The organism is Moorena producens 3L (assembly GCF_000211815.1).
Classification (GTDB): domain Bacteria; phylum Cyanobacteriota; class Cyanobacteriia; order Cyanobacteriales; family Coleofasciculaceae; genus Moorena; species Moorena producens.
Window position 1 is genome coordinate 55243 of sequence record NZ_GL890825.1, and the last position, 18304, is coordinate 73546.

Below are 18304 nucleotides of genomic sequence, written 5' to 3' on the forward strand. Positions count from 1 at the left end.
GTGACTAAAAACTTACATGGTCGCTTAGTTCGAGTTAAACATCGGGATAGCCTCGAAGATAATAACTGGGTGGAAACCATTTTTCGCTACGATGACCTAGGTAGAGTCGCACGGGTAGGAGATGGAGAAGCTAACCCGAAAGTTGTTCGCTATGAATACAACAATTCCGGGCTAGTGACAAAGATGACCTATCCCACTAACACTCCTACTGAAATCGAGTATAGTTACGACTATCTTGGTCGTCGGTGCGAAATCAAAAATAAGAGTAGCAATCGAGTTTATGCAACCAATTATCAATACAATCTCGAACATCAATTGGTATCGCGTACTCTCAATCCTGAAATCGACCCCTATGATGAAATCATAAAATATGACTTTCAGGAACGGCCGATCGACAAAGATTACAAAGCCAATAGTGATTCCTACTTCCAGCAACAACTTGAGTACCTACCGGGATTTTTGTCCCAAATACCCGTGAATCAACTGGAAAATGGTCTAGATCGAAGGACTAGGAGACGCAGGGGTCTGGGGAGGCGCAAAGCTTCTAACAACAAAATTTTTCCCTCACGAACTTCCGTCTCAAATCCTAAATTCAAAGCTAACAGAGGACTAGCAGCATTCCAGTCCGATCTGGATTTTGAAACAGACTTGTATCTGGAAGATAATCGGTATTGTACTGTCTTCACTGACGATGACTCTGGTACTACCCTGATTACCCTACATTTCACAACATTCTTGCCAAACCTTAAATTCCGTTTCACCTACCAAAGTGTGTTTGGGGGGTACAAGATTGAGGTCTTGGGTCAAGATAACATGTTTTTACGAGTCTCTAATGGTCGATTCATTGCTGGAACTGAGAACAATGCCAGCTTATTTTTACTCGAAGAGTACGGAGAGGGGTTTCGATTAAAACAATTACTTGATCCAGACCAATATTGGGGTTTGGATGATGAATATCAGGTGATTTTTGTGGAAAGCCACAATGCTGTCACGATGTATAAGGATGCTTTACCACAAGCGCCTGAAGGGTATCTCTTCTGTCAATTAAATTTCCCCCCCTCTCCTAGTATGGATCTGGAAATGACTATGATTGAAGGGGTGGACTCGATGGGCTTTAGAACATACTTTCTGGTTGTCAACTACGGTCAATACCCAAGAACCCGCTTCTGTATTGAGGAAGTTATAAACATGCCAGATCGATTTATGATCAGGGTATTAGATGGAGATGCAAAAGATTGGAGGCTTGCTGTTCAGTATCCTCCTAATAGAGAAGTTAAATCTTTATCAGGAACCACAGGGGCTACCTGCCAGTTCAACGCAGACCCATTGGGGCCTGGGCTCGATTACTACCAATTTCGTACTGTTATGGTTTTCCCAGACGAAGAGTATATCGAGGTGTACAATAATCAGGCTGTTCGCGGTAGCTTTAGTTCTGCTTGGTGGTTCAGAATAGGTGAACCCTCGCCAGGGTCTCCTTCGCTACAATCTGCTCAGGCACTCCTAAATGCTACTTACAAATCTGATTTCATCGTTAACACTAAATTTCAGGGTTCTAAATACAACTTCAAAAACCTGGATGTAGTCTACAACTATGATTATTTGGGGCGACTGATAACTTCTGCAAAAGATAGTGAGACGAGCTACCAATATGATCATAACGGTAACTTAAATCAGATCAATGGTAGTAACTACGAGTATTTTTCTGGTTCTAACAAACTGCAACGCATTGTAGATAATGGTCAGACCATTCGTGAGGTTGAAGATTATGACGAACTGGGCAACATTACCGTCATGACTAACTCAGAGGGTCAGCAAGTTACATTGACGAGACGAGTGCTAGGAGATTTAGTCAATGGCGTACAGATTCAAGGCGGAAGCAGCATCACCTTACAATACGACGGTTTGGGTCGAAGAGTAAAAAAGCAATCAACTACAACTGAAGAATACATTTACGGTCGGGGTAAACTCCCTTTAGTTGTTAAAGGGGTTGCTGGTGTTGAGGAGTTGCTCTACATTTATGATGGCGATAGCATCATCGGATTTGAAGAAAACGGTAATACAACCTATTTACTGAGCGATCATCTTGGTTCCACTCGAGTTGCTATTGATAGCAATAACAATAGCTTGTGTAGCTTCGAGTACGATGATTTTGGGAAAACGGTAGTTGCTCCCTCATCTGAAAACGAAGCACAGAAAGTCAGCTTCCGCTATGCCGGTCAATGGTGGGATGAAGATTTACAACTTTATCATTATCACAGCCGTTTCTACGATCCAGACTTGAGGAGATTTATCAGTATAGATCCAGCAAGGGAAGGTTTTAGTCCTTACGTATATGTAGGAAATAATCCTATTAACCGCATCGATCCTTCTGGCTTATTCTCATTCAAAAAAAGGTCAGGGAGTTACGATTTGCTGTCAGCACAATCTGATAAAAAAAGCGAAAAGAAAGGTAAATTCGACATCATCAAGGAGATGTTTGGAGAAGCAAAAGAACGACTTTCAGAGCTAGAAATCCCAGGCAAAACAGAGGATTCACAATCAGAATATACGATTAGTTCAGAACTATTCGACCAAAATAATTACGGCAGCCAACTGCAAAACACAACGTCTGGTATTCGACCAGAAACTAGGCTACACGAGACCTACATTGGTACAACTGCATTCAGTTCTGCTGATAGTCCCCGCTTCACCTTAGCCTCCTACCTGGAGCCTCAAAGAAATCTAATTGAAGCAGGCGATATTAACAGCGTACTACAATTTAGCCAATTGGATTATGCAATAGAGCCGGATTTTCAAGCAATGCTTCAAACACCTGAAAGTAAAGCTATGAACGATTCTTTTGAGCAGATGACAACCAATATTCCTCCCTCTAGCTATACCCAGGGTGACAAGGAGATAGCAGTTACTCCACTCTTAAGGGACAAAGTCGAGCTAATTTTAGCGCGAAGGGCAGCAGAAACAGGAAGATTTCTAACTAAGGCAGAGGAGGAGGAAATACGAGAAATGCTGGGAATTTAATCTAGCAGTTCTCAATTTGATGAGGTACAATAAACTGATTTTTTAGGGAACAGGGAACAAGGAACAGTAAATGTATTGAGGGGGTGACAGGCTCCCTCAAACACACCAAAGAGAGATTTTTAACCCACATTGGGTTAAAAGTCTCTCTGTTGTAAAGGTGCGCTTGACCCATTAAGAATTAAATTCGCCACGGGTCGCACCTAAATGTTGCTAGTGGTGCTTTAGGGATGGGGGAGCCCTCATTTTCAGCGTTGCTGAATATCGGAATGTAATCAGGTCTATTCGGGTCAGTTATCAGTTACCCTCCATCATTCCATTAATCAGCAATGCCTTCCCTTTTGCCTCTTGCCTCTTGCCTCTTGCCTAAGGGAGTATGTTCACAACTCAAATACAAAGGTGTTTATATACCTTATGATCTCAATTGTGATTATCTCCCACAGTGCTAAGCTAGCCGCTGGGGTCAAGGAATTAGCTGAACAGATGGTTCACACATCCGTACCGATTGCGATCGCAGCTGGTATTGATGACCCGGAAAATCCCTTTGGTACCGATGTGCTGCAAGTCCAAGCTGCCATTGAGTCGGTTTACTCCGATGCTGGGGTAGTGGTATTAATGGATTTAGGCAGTGCCGTGCTGAGTGCGGAAATGGCACTGGAGTTTCTGGATGAAGAGCAGAAACCCAAGGTGAGATTGTGCGAAGCTCCTTTAGTGGAAGGTGCGATCGCAGCCGTTGTCCAAGCTGCGGCTGGTGGTGATATCGACCAGGTGATAGCTGAAGCTAGATCAGCTTTAACCGCTAAAGCCTCTCAGTTATCAGTTGTTGATAGTAATGATAGTACTGAGTTTGACCCGGTGGGTGGAATGGGCATCTTGCCCGTGGGTGGAACGGGCATCTTGCCCGTGGGTGGAACGGGCATCTTGCCCGTGGTGCGTTACGCAACTACAACCAAAGAAATCCATCTTACTGTCCAGAATCAACAGGGAATTCATGCTCGTCCTGCTGCCCAATTTGTTACTACAGCTAATCGGTTTAACTCGGAAATTACCCTACAAAATATCACTAAAACTAGCAATATAGTTAATGGAAAAAGCATTAATAATGTGATGCTTTTAGGTATCCAACAGGGAGATGAAATAGTCATAAAAGCAGTGGGAGAAGATGCCGAATTAGCCTTGATAGCGTTGCAGCAGCTAGTCGATAACAATTTTGGTGAAACAGTAAATAAAGCAAAAGAAGACATCAACCAAGACTCTAACCCTCCCAGTAACCAATCCCTTCACCCTTCATCGGTGACACTTGATAGGTTAGTTGGAATTCCGGCTGCTGCTGGGATTGCTATGGGAGCGGTTATTGTCTACCAACCGAAACTTCCAGAGATTATTGAAGAGCAAACAGATAATCCTCAAGCCGAGTGGGAAACCCTACAACTTGCTATTAAAACAGCACAACAGCAACTTCAACACCTGATCAATACTGTTACTAAAGATCAGGCAGATATTTTTCAGGCTCACTTGCTCTACTTAGACGATCCAGCGCTAGTTAATAGAGCTTACCAGATTATAGTTGACCAGCATCTATGGGCAGGGGCGGCTTGGAAAACTGTAATCGATGAAACCGTAGCAAATTACCAAACTCTGGAAGACTCCTACATGCAAGCTCGCGGAAATGATGTGATCGATGTCGGCTGGCGAGTGTTGCGATTACTGACGAATAGGAAAGAAACCTGTCTAGATGTGACTGAGCCTGGTATTCTGGTTGCTCGTGATTTAACTGCCTCTGAGGTCGCGCAACTAAATCCGAGCCAAGTCCGAGGTATCTGTTGCGCTAGTGGAAGTGCTACAGCCCATAGTGCCCTGATCGCGAATATGCTTGGTATACCGATGGTGGTTGGTGTTGGTCAGGATCTGTTGTCGTTGCCAGCTGGTACCGAGTTGGCACTGGATGGGACAACCGGTCAAATTTGGGTAGAGCCTTCTGAGGAACGGAAGCAAGAATTACAGCTACAGAGCAACAGTAAGGATGAATTACCGACGGAGGTAATTACTAAAGATGGACACAAAATTCCCTTGATGGCAAATGTTTTGGGAGAGGCTGATGCTAAATTGGCTCTCGATTGTGGTGCTCAAGGGGTAGGTTTACTAAGGACCGAGTTTCTTTATCTGGAACGCTTAACTATTCCGAGCGAAGAAGAGCAGTTGGCAACCTATCAAGCCATTGCGGAAATTATGGGTACCCATCCCCTAACGATTCGTACTTTAGATATTGGCGGTGACAAGCCCATTCCCTTCCTGAATCTAGCGTCTTCTGATGCTCCCTCTGCTCGGCACACCCCAGAGCCTAACCCTTTCCTAGGATGGCGGGGAATTCGTCAGAGTTTGGATTGTCCAGAGATGCTCAAAATCCAACTGCGGGCGATTCTACGAGGGAGTTATGGAGACAACATTAAGGTGATGTTTCCCATGGTTTCCTCAGTAGAAGAGGTACGGGCTGCTAAGGAAATCCTAGCAGAGGCTAAAGCTGAGTTGCGCCAAGAAGGGTATGGTTTTAATGAACAGATGCCAGTAGGGATTATGGTAGAAGTCCCCGCAGCAGTAACCATGGCTGATCAGTTAGCAGCTGAAGTGGACTTTTTCAGCATTGGTACTAATGATTTGAGTCAATATGTAATGGCCGCTGACCGTACTAATCCCAAGGTGGCGAAGCTAGCTGATGCCCTTGAACCGGCTGTGCTACGGATGATTCAACAAACGGTAACTGTTGCTCATCAAGCAGGGATTCCAGTTAGTGTCTGTGGTCAGTTGGCATCGAATCCAGTAGGGATACCGATTTTATTAGGGTTGGGGGTGGATGAGTTGAGTGTGAATCCACCTGCGATCGCTACTGTGATGTCAGTTATTTCACAGTTGACTATCAACCAGGCCGAGATGCTTGCTGGTGAGGCGTTGCAGCTAGATTCCGCTGTTGGGGTTAGAGAATATATTATCAACCAACTGGACAGGTCCGTTTGAGTCTTGGCAGGGTTGATATAGCGCTACGAGCAAGGGCTTTAGGCAAGAGGCATGCATGCTAGAGGCAAAAAAAAGAGGCAAAAAAAAGAGAGCCGTGTTACTGACTCTCTCGATCATCAGGGTGCATCTTATATTTCAAATATACCTGAGCAAATGAGGGGTGTCACCCCTCATGGCAAAAATCAGCCAAATGGCTTAGTTTGTAATGTGGTACTGCAAAGCTGATATCCCTCACAAGACAGGGATTTAGGTTTGAACAGTTAAAATTAGGAAGCATTACCAACCCCAGACCTATGTTCGAGGAACAACCCCAAGCACTACAGCAAAAGGTCAAACTCTTGGCATTGGAATCAATCCGCCAAGATAATCCATCTCAATGGTTTGAGGTTTTATATTCCGAAGCTAATGGGGATTCAGGGCAAATACCTTGGGCGCGTTTAACAACCCATCCTTATCTACAGGATTGGTTAGAGCGTAATACACCCCAAGGGTCTGGTCGCTCTGCCCTAGTGGTTGGTTGTGGGTTAGGGGATGATGCTGAAGCGTTGGCGCAGCAGGGTTTCCAAGTCACTGCCTTTGATATTTCCCCGACTGCGATCGCATGGTGCCAAAAACGATTTCCCGATTCCCAGGTCAAGTACCAAGTTGCGGATTTATTTGCATTAGATCCAGCATGGTATCAGAAATTTGATTTTGTGTTTGAATGTCGTAATATCCAAGCCTTACCCCTCAAGGTTCGGTCAACTGTTATGAATGCGATCGCATTCTTACTCGCCCCAGGAGGAACCCTGTTAGTTATCACTCGGTTTCGGGATAGCGACACTGAACCAGATGGTCCTCCTTGGCCGTTGTCCGATACAGAACTAGCTTACTTTCAGGAATTGGGCTTACAAGAAATCCGTCGTGATACTGTCCCAGAATCGGAGGATGACCCAATTCAACGGTTGCGTATTGAATATAATCGCGAATATACTCGCCATGGTTCTTAAACGCTTAATTATTGAAATGGGAATGGGAGTAGACCAACACGGTCAAGACCCAACCGTAGCAGCAGCAAGAGCTGTACGCAACGCTATTGCTGACAATGCCTTACCTGGTGTTTGGGAAGTAGCTGGTTTAGAGCATCCCAATCAAATGATAGTTGAAGTTCAAGTCGCCGTGCCTTACCCAGAGCAAGTTCGGGAAGATGAAGTACTGGCTGTACTCCCTTTTGGTCAGAAAACTCTATCCCTTGAGTCCGGTGGAATGGTGGTTCAAGGCAGGGCGATTGCAGAACTTAATGATAAAAATGATGAGATGCTGATTGCTGTTGCAGCGGTTACTGTTTTAGTGGATAGTGATTAGGTAAGCTATCAGCTATCAGCTATCAGCTATCAGCTATCAGCGAACAGCGATTAGCGCTACGCGCACGGGATGAAGCGTTCGCAAAGCTTGGCCTACGGCCTCAGCTTCCGCGCTTATGCGATCGCGTTCAGCTATCAGCATACGGCGGTTTGCATAACGATCAGGTCTTATACTTTCCCTGTTACTTCTAGGCGATTGGCAATGGCATCCACTACGGTTTCAAAAATGCCCAGGGAGTTTTCCACCATGGTGTTGAGGGTATCGAGCAGGGGATTAATTTCACAGATTTCCCAACAACACACCCGTGGATCTTTAACCAAAGTTTCGTTGAGCAGACAGGCTTCCTTGACAAAAATCCCATTTGGAGCTGGGGTTCCCGTTCCCATACAAATTGTGGAGTCCATACTGTCCACGTCAAAAGTAACGTAAATCAGATCCACCCCCTCTAGCTTCTCTAAACACCGTTGGGCAACCACATCCGCACCCAAGGTACGAACTTGCTCAGTGGTCATGTTTAAGATCTGGTGTGTTTCTATCAAGTGGTCTTCAGCCTCTTCCGTATCTCGTACCGCAACATACACCAGATCCTCAATGCTCAAATTCGCGCTATCTGCCAGCCCCAATCTTTGGCACAGGTTCCACAGTTCTAAGGTGTCTGAGTCAAGATCATTGATTTGCTTGGCCAGATTATCAGTAGCAGTCGCCATCGCCAAAGGCATCCCATGCATATTTCCCGATGGAGTAGTATAGGGAGAGTGAATATCAGCATGGGCATCAATCCAAACCACTCCCAAGCGATGATTCGGAAAGGCTTTTTTGATTCCGGCGATTGTCCCTGCTGCCGTTGAATGATCCCCACCCAGTACCACTGGAAACAGCCCCTCCTGTAGGGTTTGGGCTACTACATCGGTGGTTCGGCTCAGCACCTGATATAGCTTGTGAATATACTTGGCGTACTGATGTTTGTGTCCCAGAGCATCTGCCCAATTTTCCGTTTGTACTTGTAAACTATCCAGACTCAAAACACCATTCTCGGCATGCATTCGTGCCGCCTGTTTTTGGATAGCAGCTTCTCTCAAAGCAGCAGTTCCCATGGATTGACCGCGCGTTCCCGCTCCTAATTCAGAATCAACTTCAATCAGGGCAATGGAGGAAAACTTTGCGACTTTCTGGTACTGAAGCAAAATCTTTTTAAAACTGCGTAAGCCTGCGATCGAAATCTTCAGACCCGATTCATAAGTCTGAGTGGCAATAAACTCTTCAAAATCAATTTCGCCATCTGCATTTAAATCAGCTTTTCTCACCAAGGTAGCAATTTCTGAATCAGTTACGGTAGTGTTGAAGCACTGGATAATCTGCGTGAACTCCTCAATCGATAATTTGCCACTACCATCAACATCAATCAGTTCAAACACCTGTCGCAGATCAGCCCTAATATCGAGATCTTGGCGGTTTACCATCCACTCCATAAAGGCATCCCGGGTCACAACATCATCTGTGTTGAGCAGATTGAAAAGATTGGTTCGGTCCTGAAGGGAAATGCCTTGTCCCAAAACCTCTAGAGCATCGATGATTTCCTGACGAGTGATAAATCCATCACCATTGGCATCAAACAACTGGAACACCTGCTCAAATTCTGCATATCGTTGGGATGACATTGCTTTGGTTATGGTCATGGTTGAATTTCCTTATGTGTTACCCTAATTGGCAAAATTGGGATCGGGATTATACTACCATTTGGATTGAACCATGGCATAATTGGTTAAAGGTTGTATGAACAGGGCATGGCTGAACTAGCGATATAGTTTTTTTGCGATCGCACTCCTGAAATATAGTGCTATAGCGCAGCGCTATATTTCCAAGCCAAAAAAAATTGCGGTTTCAACAAAAGGGCGTTGAATCATTAAGCAATGCCTATTTATCTTGTTGTGGGAGTAAGAATAAGCAAAGCTTTAGACTTGTGACAGATAGAAGATCGGCCAACGGATGAGTAACGGATGTAACGGATGGCAGTATTGGTAGAAGGGGAAGTTGGGGCAATTACCCATGACCCATGACCCATGACCCATTACCACTGATATCAATCATGAAAAAATTAATCAACCATCCCGATAATGTTGTCAGAGAAAGCCTAGAAGGGATGGCTTTAGCCCATCCTGACCTGCTCAAAATTAATCTTGACCCCCCCTTGATCTACCGCGCTGATGCTCCCATATCAAACAAAGTAGCGATTATTTCCGGTGGCGGTAGTGGTCATGAACCCTTGCACGGGGGCTTTGTGGGTGCCGGAATGTTAGATGCCGCCTGTCCCGGTGAAGTGTTTACCTCTCCCACCCCCGACCAAATGCTAGAAGCTGCCAAAATAGTCAACAGTGGTGCAGGGGTTCTTAATATTGTCAAAAACTATAGCGGTGACGTCATGAATTTTGAGTTAGCTGCCGAATTAGCTATCTCAGAAGGCATCCGAGTCCTCAATATCCTAATTGATGATGATGTAGCGGTTAAAGATAGCCTCTATACTCAAGGCAGCGGGGGGTAGGGACAACATTATTAGCCGAGAAAATCTGTGGCGCTGCTGCTGCTGCCGGTTATGACCTCAAACAACTGGCTAATCTCTGTCGCCAGGTTAATAGTAATGGACGCAGCATGGGTATGGCCTTGACATCCTGCACTCCTCCTGCTAAAGGGAGTGCCATGTTTGACTTGGGGGAAGCAGAAATAGAATTTGGGATTGGCATTCACGGGGAACCGGGAAGACAACGAATGTCCCTCAAATCAGCGGATGAGATGACTGAAATGCTAGCGCTATCGATTATTGAAGATTCTGCCTATAGCCGCACAGTGCGAGAGTGGGATGAAGATAAAGCAGAATGGACAGAGTTGGAAATAACTGACCCGCCTTTTCAGAAAAGCGATCGCATTCTGGCATTCGTAAATAGCATGGGTGGTACTCCCTTGTCGGAACTGTACATTGTGTATCGCAAATTAGCCCAAATCTGTGAACAAAAGGGACTGGAAATCGTGCGTAGTCTGATTGGTCCTTATATTACGTCTCTAGAAATGCAAGGCTGCTCGATTACCCTACTCAAAATGAACGATGAGCTAATTAAATTCTGGGATGCACCAGTCAAGACACCAGCCCTGCGTTGGGGACTATGATTGGTATCATATCGGGGAGCATTGGTATGGTACAGCTTAGCTAATTGCTAATTGCTCATTGCTAATTACTAATTGCTAATTGCTACCTTGACGCCCTGAGCCCCTGAGCAACTCTGCCACTATGGTAACTAAACATCAAATTATACAGTGGTTACAAGCAGTAGCTACTGTACTAGAACAAAACAAGGACTATCTAACCGAACTTGATGCTGCTATTGGTGATGCTGACCACGGTATCAATATGAATCGTGGCTTTCAAAAGGTGATCACTCAGCTTCCTAAAGTGGCAGATAAAGACATTGGCAGTATTCTCAAAACCGTCAGCATGACTCTAATTTCCACTGTGGGAGGTGCCAGTGGACCACTTTATGGCACCCTGTTCTTGCGCTCAAGTGCAGCAGTAGCAGGAAAGCAAGAACTGACAGAAGAGGATATGGTAAAACTATTCCAAGCAGCAGTGGAGGGAGTCGTCCAGCGAGGCAAAGCCAACTTGGGAGATAAGACCATGTTAGATGCTCTATCACCCGCAGCCAATGCCTTCGCCCAAGCTGTAGATAAAGGAGACAGTATGCTAGCAGCCTTGCAACAGGCTGTCAAGGCAGCAGAACAAGGGATGAAAAATACTATTCCCTTGGTGGCCAAGAAGGGACGAGCCAGTTATTTAGGGGAGCGCAGTGTGGGACATCAAGACCCTGGTGCTACCTCAGCCTATTTGATTCTCCAGACACTGCTAGAAACTATTGGGTAATACAGGGAGTCGGGAGTCGGGAGTCGGGAGTCGGGAGTCGGGAGTCGGGAGTAGGGAGTCGGGAGTAGGGAGTAGGGAGTAGGGAGTAGGGGGAAGAAAATTGACTGTACCTCATAAGTAGCATAAACGCTATAGTTAACGTTTAACTTTAGTAACTTATTAATAACTTAAGCGATCGCATCTTATTGAAGGTCAACCGTCACCCATCAACCGTCACCCATCAACCTTCAACCTTCAACCTTCAACCTTGAACCCTAAACCTTCAACCTTGAACCCTAAACCTTCAACCTTCAACCTTCAACCCTAAACCCTCAACCTTCAACCTTCAACTCTCCCTCAACCGTCAGCCCTCAACCAAATTTGATAATCATAGCTTGCACCAGCTGAATAATTTCAAAGGTGACGAAGACGCTGAGAATAATTGTCACTAATTTATTCAGTATCGGTATGTTGCCATACCCAAACCAAGAGGCAACAAACTTGATTAACACCATACAAATGGCGCTAATGATTAAAAATTGCAGGAGTGCCATAGTTTGATTCCCTGATTAACACGAAACAAGTCAGTAATCTAGTGTATTCCCTATTCAATAAGGAGTACCCTAATTACAAGGAAAATTTTAGAAAAATCTTAAACAATCAATCAAAATTAACCGCTAAGCATTCAGCTATCAGCTATCAGCTATCAGCTAAAGGCATGTGGTCACGCTACGGGAACAGTTTATGCCCATAGTGCACGTTACTTGAAAAATAAGCTGACGGCACCTCAAGTAGCGTGAGCTTTTAGCTCACGGCTGACGGCACCTCAAGCAGCGTGCGCGTAGCGCATATGCTTACATTGACCCTATTGTGATCCGTAGTATATTCCCCTACCATTGGTACCAATAAAGACAAGTCCGAACTCCTGCTTACTCGCCTCCATCACACCAGGTCTATTGCCAATTGGTCGGGAGCGATCGCCCATCCGTGTCCATGTGCGTCCCATGTCAAGAGACTGGAATATTCCTGGTTCTTCGGCACGGCTTTTGGCTGAGCTTCCTGAAGTCCCTGTAGCTTCTTGATTCCTAACCCCATTCTCAAGATTGGGAACATTTCCATCAATATTTCCATAAATATACAGTGCTGGAGTGTCACTCCCCTGGGGTGCTTTACCAAAAGCAAATAGGTGAGCTCTGGTGACTGAAGGCAGCTTAAGGAATGACTTACCGCCATCGGTAGAGCGATAAAAACCCTTGCGGTCTAGACTCAGCCAAATTTCGCCCTTAACCCCTGGCACCGTTTTCAGGGAATGCCAACCTTCATTCCGCAGTGAATTATTCACAACTTGAAAGGATGAGCCACCATCATTGGAACGATAGACTTTGCCTTTGGCATAGTAATAAAACCTGTTGCCATCTACAGGGTCTGCCGCTAAAGATTGAGACCAATTCCATGGACCACCGGGACCATTGGGTAATCCTGACACCTTTTGCCAGGTCACCCCTCCATCCTTAGTGCGCAACGGCTGACCTTGACTAACTGTCACAACAAATAAATTGGGGTTAGTAGCAGACATAGCCACCCGCATCGGCATAGTATTGTCTGGGAATGAGGCAAACTCTTGCCATGTCAGACCACCATCAGTGGAAGTCGCGCCAGTATAGGTTGAATTCCAGCGGTAACCACCAACCCGAACCATCTGTAAGGGTTTAGTTTCACAGTAAGCAATACTATAGGTATCTTGGAATGACTTACCAGGTTCCCCCAGACCAAGTCGTTGAGAGGGGTAAGTATCTAATCCTTGGTTATGGTAGAAACCATCCACATCCGCCACCCCACTTACCAGTATGGGACCACGGGGTGGTGAAACCAGAGTGAACGGAACAACTTCCTCGTGTCCGGCGGCATAGTTAGTCCAAACAACGGGATTAGCATTAAGATCATCTGTCCGCCATACACCATACCAATCCGTAAACCACACTCTTCCCGGTACTTTCGGGTCAAATTCCATCCCTGCCATATGATTGGCAAAAAACTTCTTCGGCCACCAGGGAATAGTGTTGTTAGCAGAAGACTGCTGCTGTTTCCAGGTAGCGCCGCCATCCAACGAACGGTAGAATTTAGTTTTTTGTGTGCGGTTTAGGGCAACTATGATATCCTCACGATTAGCAGGATTCACACTGACCGGACCAAAAATCCGATTAGATCCCCCTGGTTTCATGGTTTTCCAGACACCATTGGCATACTTGTGGACTCCAGGATTACTGGTACTGGTAACGTAGAGGATTTTATTGTTTCCCACAGCCATGCGATTGACTGTTTTTGGGCTACCAGCTACCTGAGTCCAGCTGACCCCAGAGTCAGTAGATTTGTAGATGCCATCTCCATAGGGCGAAGCATACACTAAGCCCGGTACCTGTGTATCAAAGACAATCGCTGTAATACCAATTTTGTTATCTGGTTTACCTGCAAAAGAAGTCACGTTTTCCCAGGTTGCACCAGCATCCGATGATTTCCAAAGTCCATCTTCTCTAGAGCCGAACAGGATAATATTGGAATTGAACGGATCAACAGCTAGTCTCTCTCCTAGCCATTTTTTCTTGTGGTTAGCCCCCATCTTGAGCTCTAGGTTCAACTTTGTCCAAGTTTGTCCTTTATCGGTAGATTTAAATAGTGCTCCTGGTTCAGCCCAGGGATATTTTCCAGCTGCAATATAGACAATAGTGGGATCATTGGGATCAACAGCCAGTGCTTCTCCTCCATAGTAGTTTCTATCAGAGAAGGGAAAGTGTTCTGTCAGGGGAATCCAACGTTGTTTCGCCTCATCCCAACGATAGAAGCCACCCACATCAGTCCGAATATAAACTAAGTCTTTCTCCAGTGGATGGAGGTAAACACCAGTGACATAACCACCACCTCCGATCGCTACATTAGTTGTGCCGAGGCGGATGTTGTTCTGGTATTTCCGAGAGCTAACTACCTCAGCCTGTCCTGAATTTACCTTAACGATATCAGTGACTAATACAATTGACCCCAGCATCATCAAACTAGTCAGGATCATCAGTCCTAGAGTAACCCTTTGCCTAAACCAAGGGTTTGGTTGGGTAATAGCTCGAATCCGGTGATTGGGAATCCACTTAGCAAGGGTTAGCCCAATCGCAAAAATAAATAAGCCTAAAAGCACCCTGAGTGCGATCGCAAGCAAGTCAATCATCAAAAAAATAGATCAGCAACTTGGACAAGACTTACCCAGTAACTCTACTAATAGAGTACGTTAATAACTCACCCTACTATTTATATCGATTTATAGGGTTTGTTGCCCAGTTTTTTCTAAGTCTTACAGAATGCTGCTGTGTCTTCTAGCTACCGCTAAGGCGTAGCCAAGAAATTCCAAGCAGAGTCTTCTTCACAGATTATCGTAAATTCAGGCTCACTGAGGGGAGCTAACCCCTTTAGCCAACTGTTAAGTTTAAAAATATTCAAACCACACTGGTTGACTAGCAAATCATACATCATACCTGGCGTTATTTTATAATCAACCATGCCACTATGACCAAATTCAAAGACTAGGTAAGGCTTGTGGGTTTTTAAGGTTCGGATAGCACCTTTGAAAACCTGAAACTCTGCTCCTTCTACATCTACCTTAATGAAATTAACCTTGAAGTCAGGTTGAAGGATGTCATCAAGTTTTTGAGTTTTGATAGCAATAGATTCTGTTTGAGCATTGTTATAACCCCAATAGCTGTAGTCTCTTTGTTTTAGACCACTGAGTGCTGGGGCATCAACAACATGCCAGAACGTGGTTTCTCCCTCTAAATCACTCAAGGCAATTTGCCTAACATCAACCTTTGGGAACCGTTTTTGCAGCCTAGTAGCCAGCCGGGGGAGCGGCTCGAAAGCATAGTGATGACCGAGGGGAGCCAGTTGGCATATTTTTGTCAACACACTCCCCATGTTGCTACCCACATCGATACAGTTTGAGGATTTGTCTAAAATCCGCTTCATAATCTGATAGACATAGGTGTCATCTTGCCTGCTGGTCAGGATCTTTTGGCTAGGAGGCTTGATCAAATCAACAATACTTCTTGCCACAGGCTCAAACGGTGTGCCAATCAATAACTCTTTCAGATTAGTTTTTATGGTTAAAGGTAGATTCATTTTTTAGCTGCGTATAAACCTCAGCTTTTATTTTATCGCAGAAAATAATGAGGGTTGAGGAGTTTTATATACAAATTTTTATAAAAGCTTTACAAAGTGTTTGTAAAGCACCATATCATACTAAATCCTGTTCACACAGTGGCTTAGGCGTGCAAAACCTCAAACCCTCTCCCCATGTCCCTATCACCCCATCTCCCCATCAGTAAGAAAAGCTACTTTCACAACCGGACTTAGTATCAAATACTAAGCTTGCTCCTGATAAATTCGGCGCTTTTGTGAAGCTCCTGTCGTTTTTAAAGCCACAGCTTCCATTTGCTGGTAAATAGTTTTAGGTAAAAGTCGGAGCAAATAAGCAGCAGCCCCCGTCAACAGAGTACGAAGCGGTTCCTCTAGCAAAATACGCCAGTAAGTCGCTAAAGCCTTATTAAACAATTCTGTTGCCATCAAGCCTTCGTTGATGCTGAGGGCACGTCGAGCACCAAACCGTAAATAATAGGCGCGGGCTGGGTTTTCACATTCAGCAATTACCTCTGGAGCATAGGCACGTGTTTTATCAATCACCTTTTCTAGAGAGTTTATATGCTTGAGTATACTAGCTGAATGCCCTTGTGAATGAATACGATATAAAGTTAGCGCCTCTGGCAAACCTTCCATCTGCCAATCAGTTTTAATCGCCATGCGCAGCCAACATTCCACGTCTTCGATATTGTGTAATTCAGTATCAAAATAAGCCTCCTCCGTAGCTTGATCGTTTCGGTATCGAATTGCTTCAAACACTTCTCGCCGAATCACTGGTGTTGAACCATTCCCAATCGGATTACGACACATGATATAATCTGTAGTTATATCTTTAGTTTTGGCTATTTGATAGATTCCTAACGGACTTCCTGTTTCATCAATGAACGCAGAATAGCTAAAACTGACTCCTACATGGGGTGATGTTTCTAGATGTAAAACATGCTTTTCTAGCTTTTCTGGAACCCATAGATCATCTCCATCTAAGAAAGCGATATACTCTCCTTGAGCATGGCGAATACCAGTATTTCTAGCGGCTGAGACTCCTTGATTATCCTGACGAATAATTTTAATTCTCGGATCGTTAATTTGTTGACATATTTGGATACTGTTGTCAGGAGAGCCATCATCAATGAGTAGCAACTCAAAATTTTTATAGGTTTGGGCGAGCACAGATTCTACTGTGGCTGCTATATATTTTTCAACCTTATAGACTGGAATAATTACCGATACTTTTTTCATAGTAGACTCAAACCTTGAAATTAGTTAATCATGCTAGAAAAGCACAAAGTAAATAAAGATACGATTCCAAACTAGGTAAACCCTTATAGAATAATATTACTCTATAAGGTTTTTTAATTTTGAATTTTGAATTTTGAATTCCGCCCAGCGGTACTAGTTTTGGACAAGAGGCTGTTTTTTAACATTTTTGAGCAGCTTAGAGACAAGCAATTCAATTTGAGCATATAAAGACTTCGGTAATAACCAAAGCATATAAGCGGCTATTAAGGTTAAGATTGTTCGCTGTGGCTGTTCTAGTAGGATAAGCCAGTGATTGGATAATGAGCGATGTATAAATGTCACAGCATCTGAACCTACTTTAAGACGAACCGCACTCCTAGCCAAGTACCGCAATTGGTAAGCCCTAGAAATGTTTTCCCATCGGCTGGTCACTTTGGGAGCATAGGAACGGGTCTTTTCAATCATTTGTTCCAAGGACTCGAACTGTTTGAAGAGATTGGCTGACAACCCTTGTGTATTAATTCGATACAGGGTTAGTGCTTCAGGTATTCCCTCAATTTTCCAGTCAGTTTGAATAGCGATGCGAAGCCAACATTCAATATCTTCAGCACGACGGAAGTTTTCATCAAAGTAATAATCTTCTGTAGGGCCGTAAAGATTATCCTGATACTTAATTTTGTCAAAGACTTCGCGACGAACTACAGCAGCCGAACCGTTCCCGATCGGACTCTCTCGAAACAAATCAGATATAGTAATATTAGTGAGCTTAGGCATTAGATAGGCACCCATAAAATTTCCAGCTTCATCAATCAAAGCAGAACGGCAAAAACTAACCCCTACCTCTGGAAATTTTTCTAAGTGTTCAATATGTCTTTCCAGTTTCTGAGGCAACCACAAGTCGTCTCCATCTAAAAAGGCTAAATAATCTCCTTTGGCATGGCGAATTCCTGTATTTCGCGCTCCAGCAAGTCCCCGATTAGTTTGGTGAATAATCTTAAGTCGATGATCCGAGAATTCTTGACAAATTTTTATACTACTGTCTGGGGATTCATCGTCAATAATGAGCAGTTCAAAGTTTTGATAATTCTGGTTGATAACCGACTGTACTGCGCTAGCAATATACTTTTCAACTCCGTATACTGGGATAATTATCGAAACAGTTTTCATAGGCTAAAATTTATGAGGTTGTGATCGGTTAGCTATAAGTATTATCTGGTCTAGCTTTAGGTACTTAATTTACCAAAATTATCAACCCGATTTTTATTAAACTTGGACGAACTAATCAGGGATTGAGTTCTCAATAATTCAAACTATGCTTCTTTTGTCTATGTATAGTTTTGTCTAGGTATAGTTGATAAGTCACTGTAAGCTTAAACCTCAAGCTGGCAAGTACTTTGGGGCGCTGGTCGCCCCCCAGATAAATTTTATTAGTTTTTGTTTTATAGTTTTATAGTTATCAAGTTTTGTATAATAATTTTTGTTTAATTGTATAATATATTTTCCGGTAGCATTGGTAGTATATACGACAACTAGATAAGACAGTGAACGTCAAAAGTAGGCAATTAAGCAATATCATGATTTCAATCTGCCATCCCTGTAAGCTTATATAAAAGCGATAAAACCAGACTTTAT

12 protein-coding genes and 1 pseudogene are annotated in these 18304 nt (G+C 44.1%); 6 read left to right on the top strand and 7 right to left on the bottom strand.

The genetic code is table 11. The features are described from left to right. From LYNGBM3L_RS03140 to LYNGBM3L_RS03155, 4 genes are all read left to right on the top strand, one after another. A complete protein-coding gene (locus LYNGBM3L_RS03140; RefSeq protein ID WP_161603120.1) occupies positions 1 to 3018 on the top strand; it encodes an RHS repeat domain-containing protein in 3018 nt (1005 codons plus the stop codon). A gap of 411 nt (positions 3019 to 3429) precedes the next feature. Continuing rightward, on the top strand, positions 3430 to 6027 hold the full coding sequence (gene ptsP / locus LYNGBM3L_RS03145; RefSeq protein ID WP_008179004.1) for a phosphoenolpyruvate--protein phosphotransferase: 2598 nt from the start codon (positions 3430 to 3432) through the stop codon (positions 6025 to 6027). Between the two features lie 293 nt (positions 6028 to 6320). Next, the gene (locus tag LYNGBM3L_RS03150; protein ID WP_008179007.1) at positions 6321 to 7016 is read left to right on the top strand and encodes a class I SAM-dependent methyltransferase; all 696 of its coding nucleotides are present in this window, start codon (positions 6321 to 6323) and stop codon (positions 7014 to 7016) included. Beyond that, complete coding sequence (locus tag LYNGBM3L_RS03155; protein ID WP_008179009.1) at positions 7006 to 7371, top strand: Lin0512 family protein; 366 nt, start codon at positions 7006 to 7008, stop codon at positions 7369 to 7371. Before LYNGBM3L_RS03150 ends, LYNGBM3L_RS03155 begins: the two co-directional genes overlap by 11 nt. 167 nt (positions 7372 to 7538) lie before the next feature. Here LYNGBM3L_RS03155 and LYNGBM3L_RS03160 read toward each other — a convergent pair whose 3' ends face one another. Then, positions 7539 to 9047, bottom strand: a complete 1509-nt coding sequence (locus tag LYNGBM3L_RS03160) for an arginase family protein (protein ID WP_008179011.1) — start codon at positions 9045 to 9047, stop codon at positions 7539 to 7541. A 410-nt stretch (positions 9048 to 9457) separates the two neighbouring features. Here LYNGBM3L_RS03160 and dhaK point away from each other — a divergent pair. Both dhaK and dhaL read left to right on the top strand, forming a co-directional pair. Continuing rightward, a pseudogene (dhaK, locus tag LYNGBM3L_RS03165) lies at positions 9458 to 10530 on the top strand (dihydroxyacetone kinase subunit DhaK). A gap of 121 nt (positions 10531 to 10651) precedes the next feature. Further along, a complete protein-coding gene (gene dhaL / locus LYNGBM3L_RS03170; RefSeq protein ID WP_008179016.1) occupies positions 10652 to 11278 on the top strand; it encodes a dihydroxyacetone kinase subunit DhaL in 627 nt (208 codons plus the stop codon). On the opposite strand, the gene LYNGBM3L_RS48320 is transcribed toward dhaL, so the two are convergent. The 6 genes from LYNGBM3L_RS48320 to LYNGBM3L_RS03195 form a co-directional block, all read right to left on the bottom strand. After that, the gene (locus LYNGBM3L_RS48320) at positions 11268 to 11393 is read right to left on the bottom strand and encodes a hypothetical protein (RefSeq protein ID WP_267871976.1); all 126 of its coding nucleotides are present in this window, start codon (positions 11391 to 11393) and stop codon (positions 11268 to 11270) included. The genes dhaL and LYNGBM3L_RS48320 overlap by 11 nt on opposite strands. A 235-nt stretch (positions 11394 to 11628) precedes the next feature. Further along, complete coding sequence (locus LYNGBM3L_RS03175) at positions 11629 to 11811, bottom strand: hypothetical protein (RefSeq protein ID WP_008179017.1); 183 nt, start codon at positions 11809 to 11811, stop codon at positions 11629 to 11631. Between the two features lie 311 nt (positions 11812 to 12122). Further along, a complete protein-coding gene (locus LYNGBM3L_RS03180) occupies positions 12123 to 14471 on the bottom strand; it encodes a beta propeller repeat protein (RefSeq protein WP_008179018.1) in 2349 nt (782 codons plus the stop codon). 155 nt (positions 14472 to 14626) lie between these two features. Next, positions 14627 to 15415, bottom strand: a complete 789-nt coding sequence (locus LYNGBM3L_RS03185; protein WP_008179019.1) for an FkbM family methyltransferase — start codon at positions 15413 to 15415, stop codon at positions 14627 to 14629. 243 nt (positions 15416 to 15658) lie between these two features. Next, positions 15659 to 16672 (bottom strand): glycosyltransferase family 2 protein, encoded by a 1014-nt coding sequence (locus tag LYNGBM3L_RS03190; protein WP_008179020.1) that lies wholly within the window; start codon positions 16670 to 16672, stop codon positions 15659 to 15661. Positions 16673 to 16825: 153 nt separating this feature from the next. Beyond that, positions 16826 to 17839, bottom strand: coding sequence for a glycosyltransferase family 2 protein (locus tag LYNGBM3L_RS03195; protein ID WP_008179022.1), 1014 nt, complete (start codon positions 17837 to 17839; stop codon positions 16826 to 16828). Positions 17840 to 18304: the final 465 nt, after the last annotated feature.

What these genes read in the sequence shown, in the direction of transcription:
- LYNGBM3L_RS03160 (WP_008179011.1), bottom strand. Translation starts at nt 9,047, where the DNA reads ATGACCATAACCAAAGCAATGTCATCCCAACGATATGCAGAATTTGAG.
- LYNGBM3L_RS48320 (WP_267871976.1), bottom strand. Translation starts at nt 11,393, where the DNA reads ATGAGGTACAGTCAATTTTCTTCCCCCTACTCCCTACTCCCTACTCCC.
- LYNGBM3L_RS03185 (WP_008179019.1), bottom strand. Translation starts at nt 15,415, where the DNA reads ATGAATCTACCTTTAACCATAAAAACTAATCTGAAAGAGTTATTGATT.
- LYNGBM3L_RS03195 (WP_008179022.1), bottom strand. Translation starts at nt 17,839, where the DNA reads ATGAAAACTGTTTCGATAATTATCCCAGTATACGGAGTTGAAAAGTAT.
- LYNGBM3L_RS03175 (WP_008179017.1), bottom strand. Translation starts at nt 11,811, where the DNA reads ATGGCACTCCTGCAATTTTTAATCATTAGCGCCATTTGTATGGTGTTA.
- dhaL (WP_008179016.1), top strand. Translation starts at nt 10,652, where the DNA reads ATGGTAACTAAACATCAAATTATACAGTGGTTACAAGCAGTAGCTACT.
- ptsP (WP_008179004.1), top strand. Translation starts at nt 3,430, where the DNA reads ATGATCTCAATTGTGATTATCTCCCACAGTGCTAAGCTAGCCGCTGGG.
- LYNGBM3L_RS03190 (WP_008179020.1), bottom strand. Translation starts at nt 16,672, where the DNA reads ATGAAAAAAGTATCGGTAATTATTCCAGTCTATAAGGTTGAAAAATAT.
- LYNGBM3L_RS03150 (WP_008179007.1), top strand. Translation starts at nt 6,321, where the DNA reads ATGTTCGAGGAACAACCCCAAGCACTACAGCAAAAGGTCAAACTCTTG.
- LYNGBM3L_RS03155 (WP_008179009.1), top strand. Translation starts at nt 7,006, where the DNA reads ATGGTTCTTAAACGCTTAATTATTGAAATGGGAATGGGAGTAGACCAA.
- LYNGBM3L_RS03180 (WP_008179018.1), bottom strand. Translation starts at nt 14,471, where the DNA reads ATGATTGACTTGCTTGCGATCGCACTCAGGGTGCTTTTAGGCTTATTT.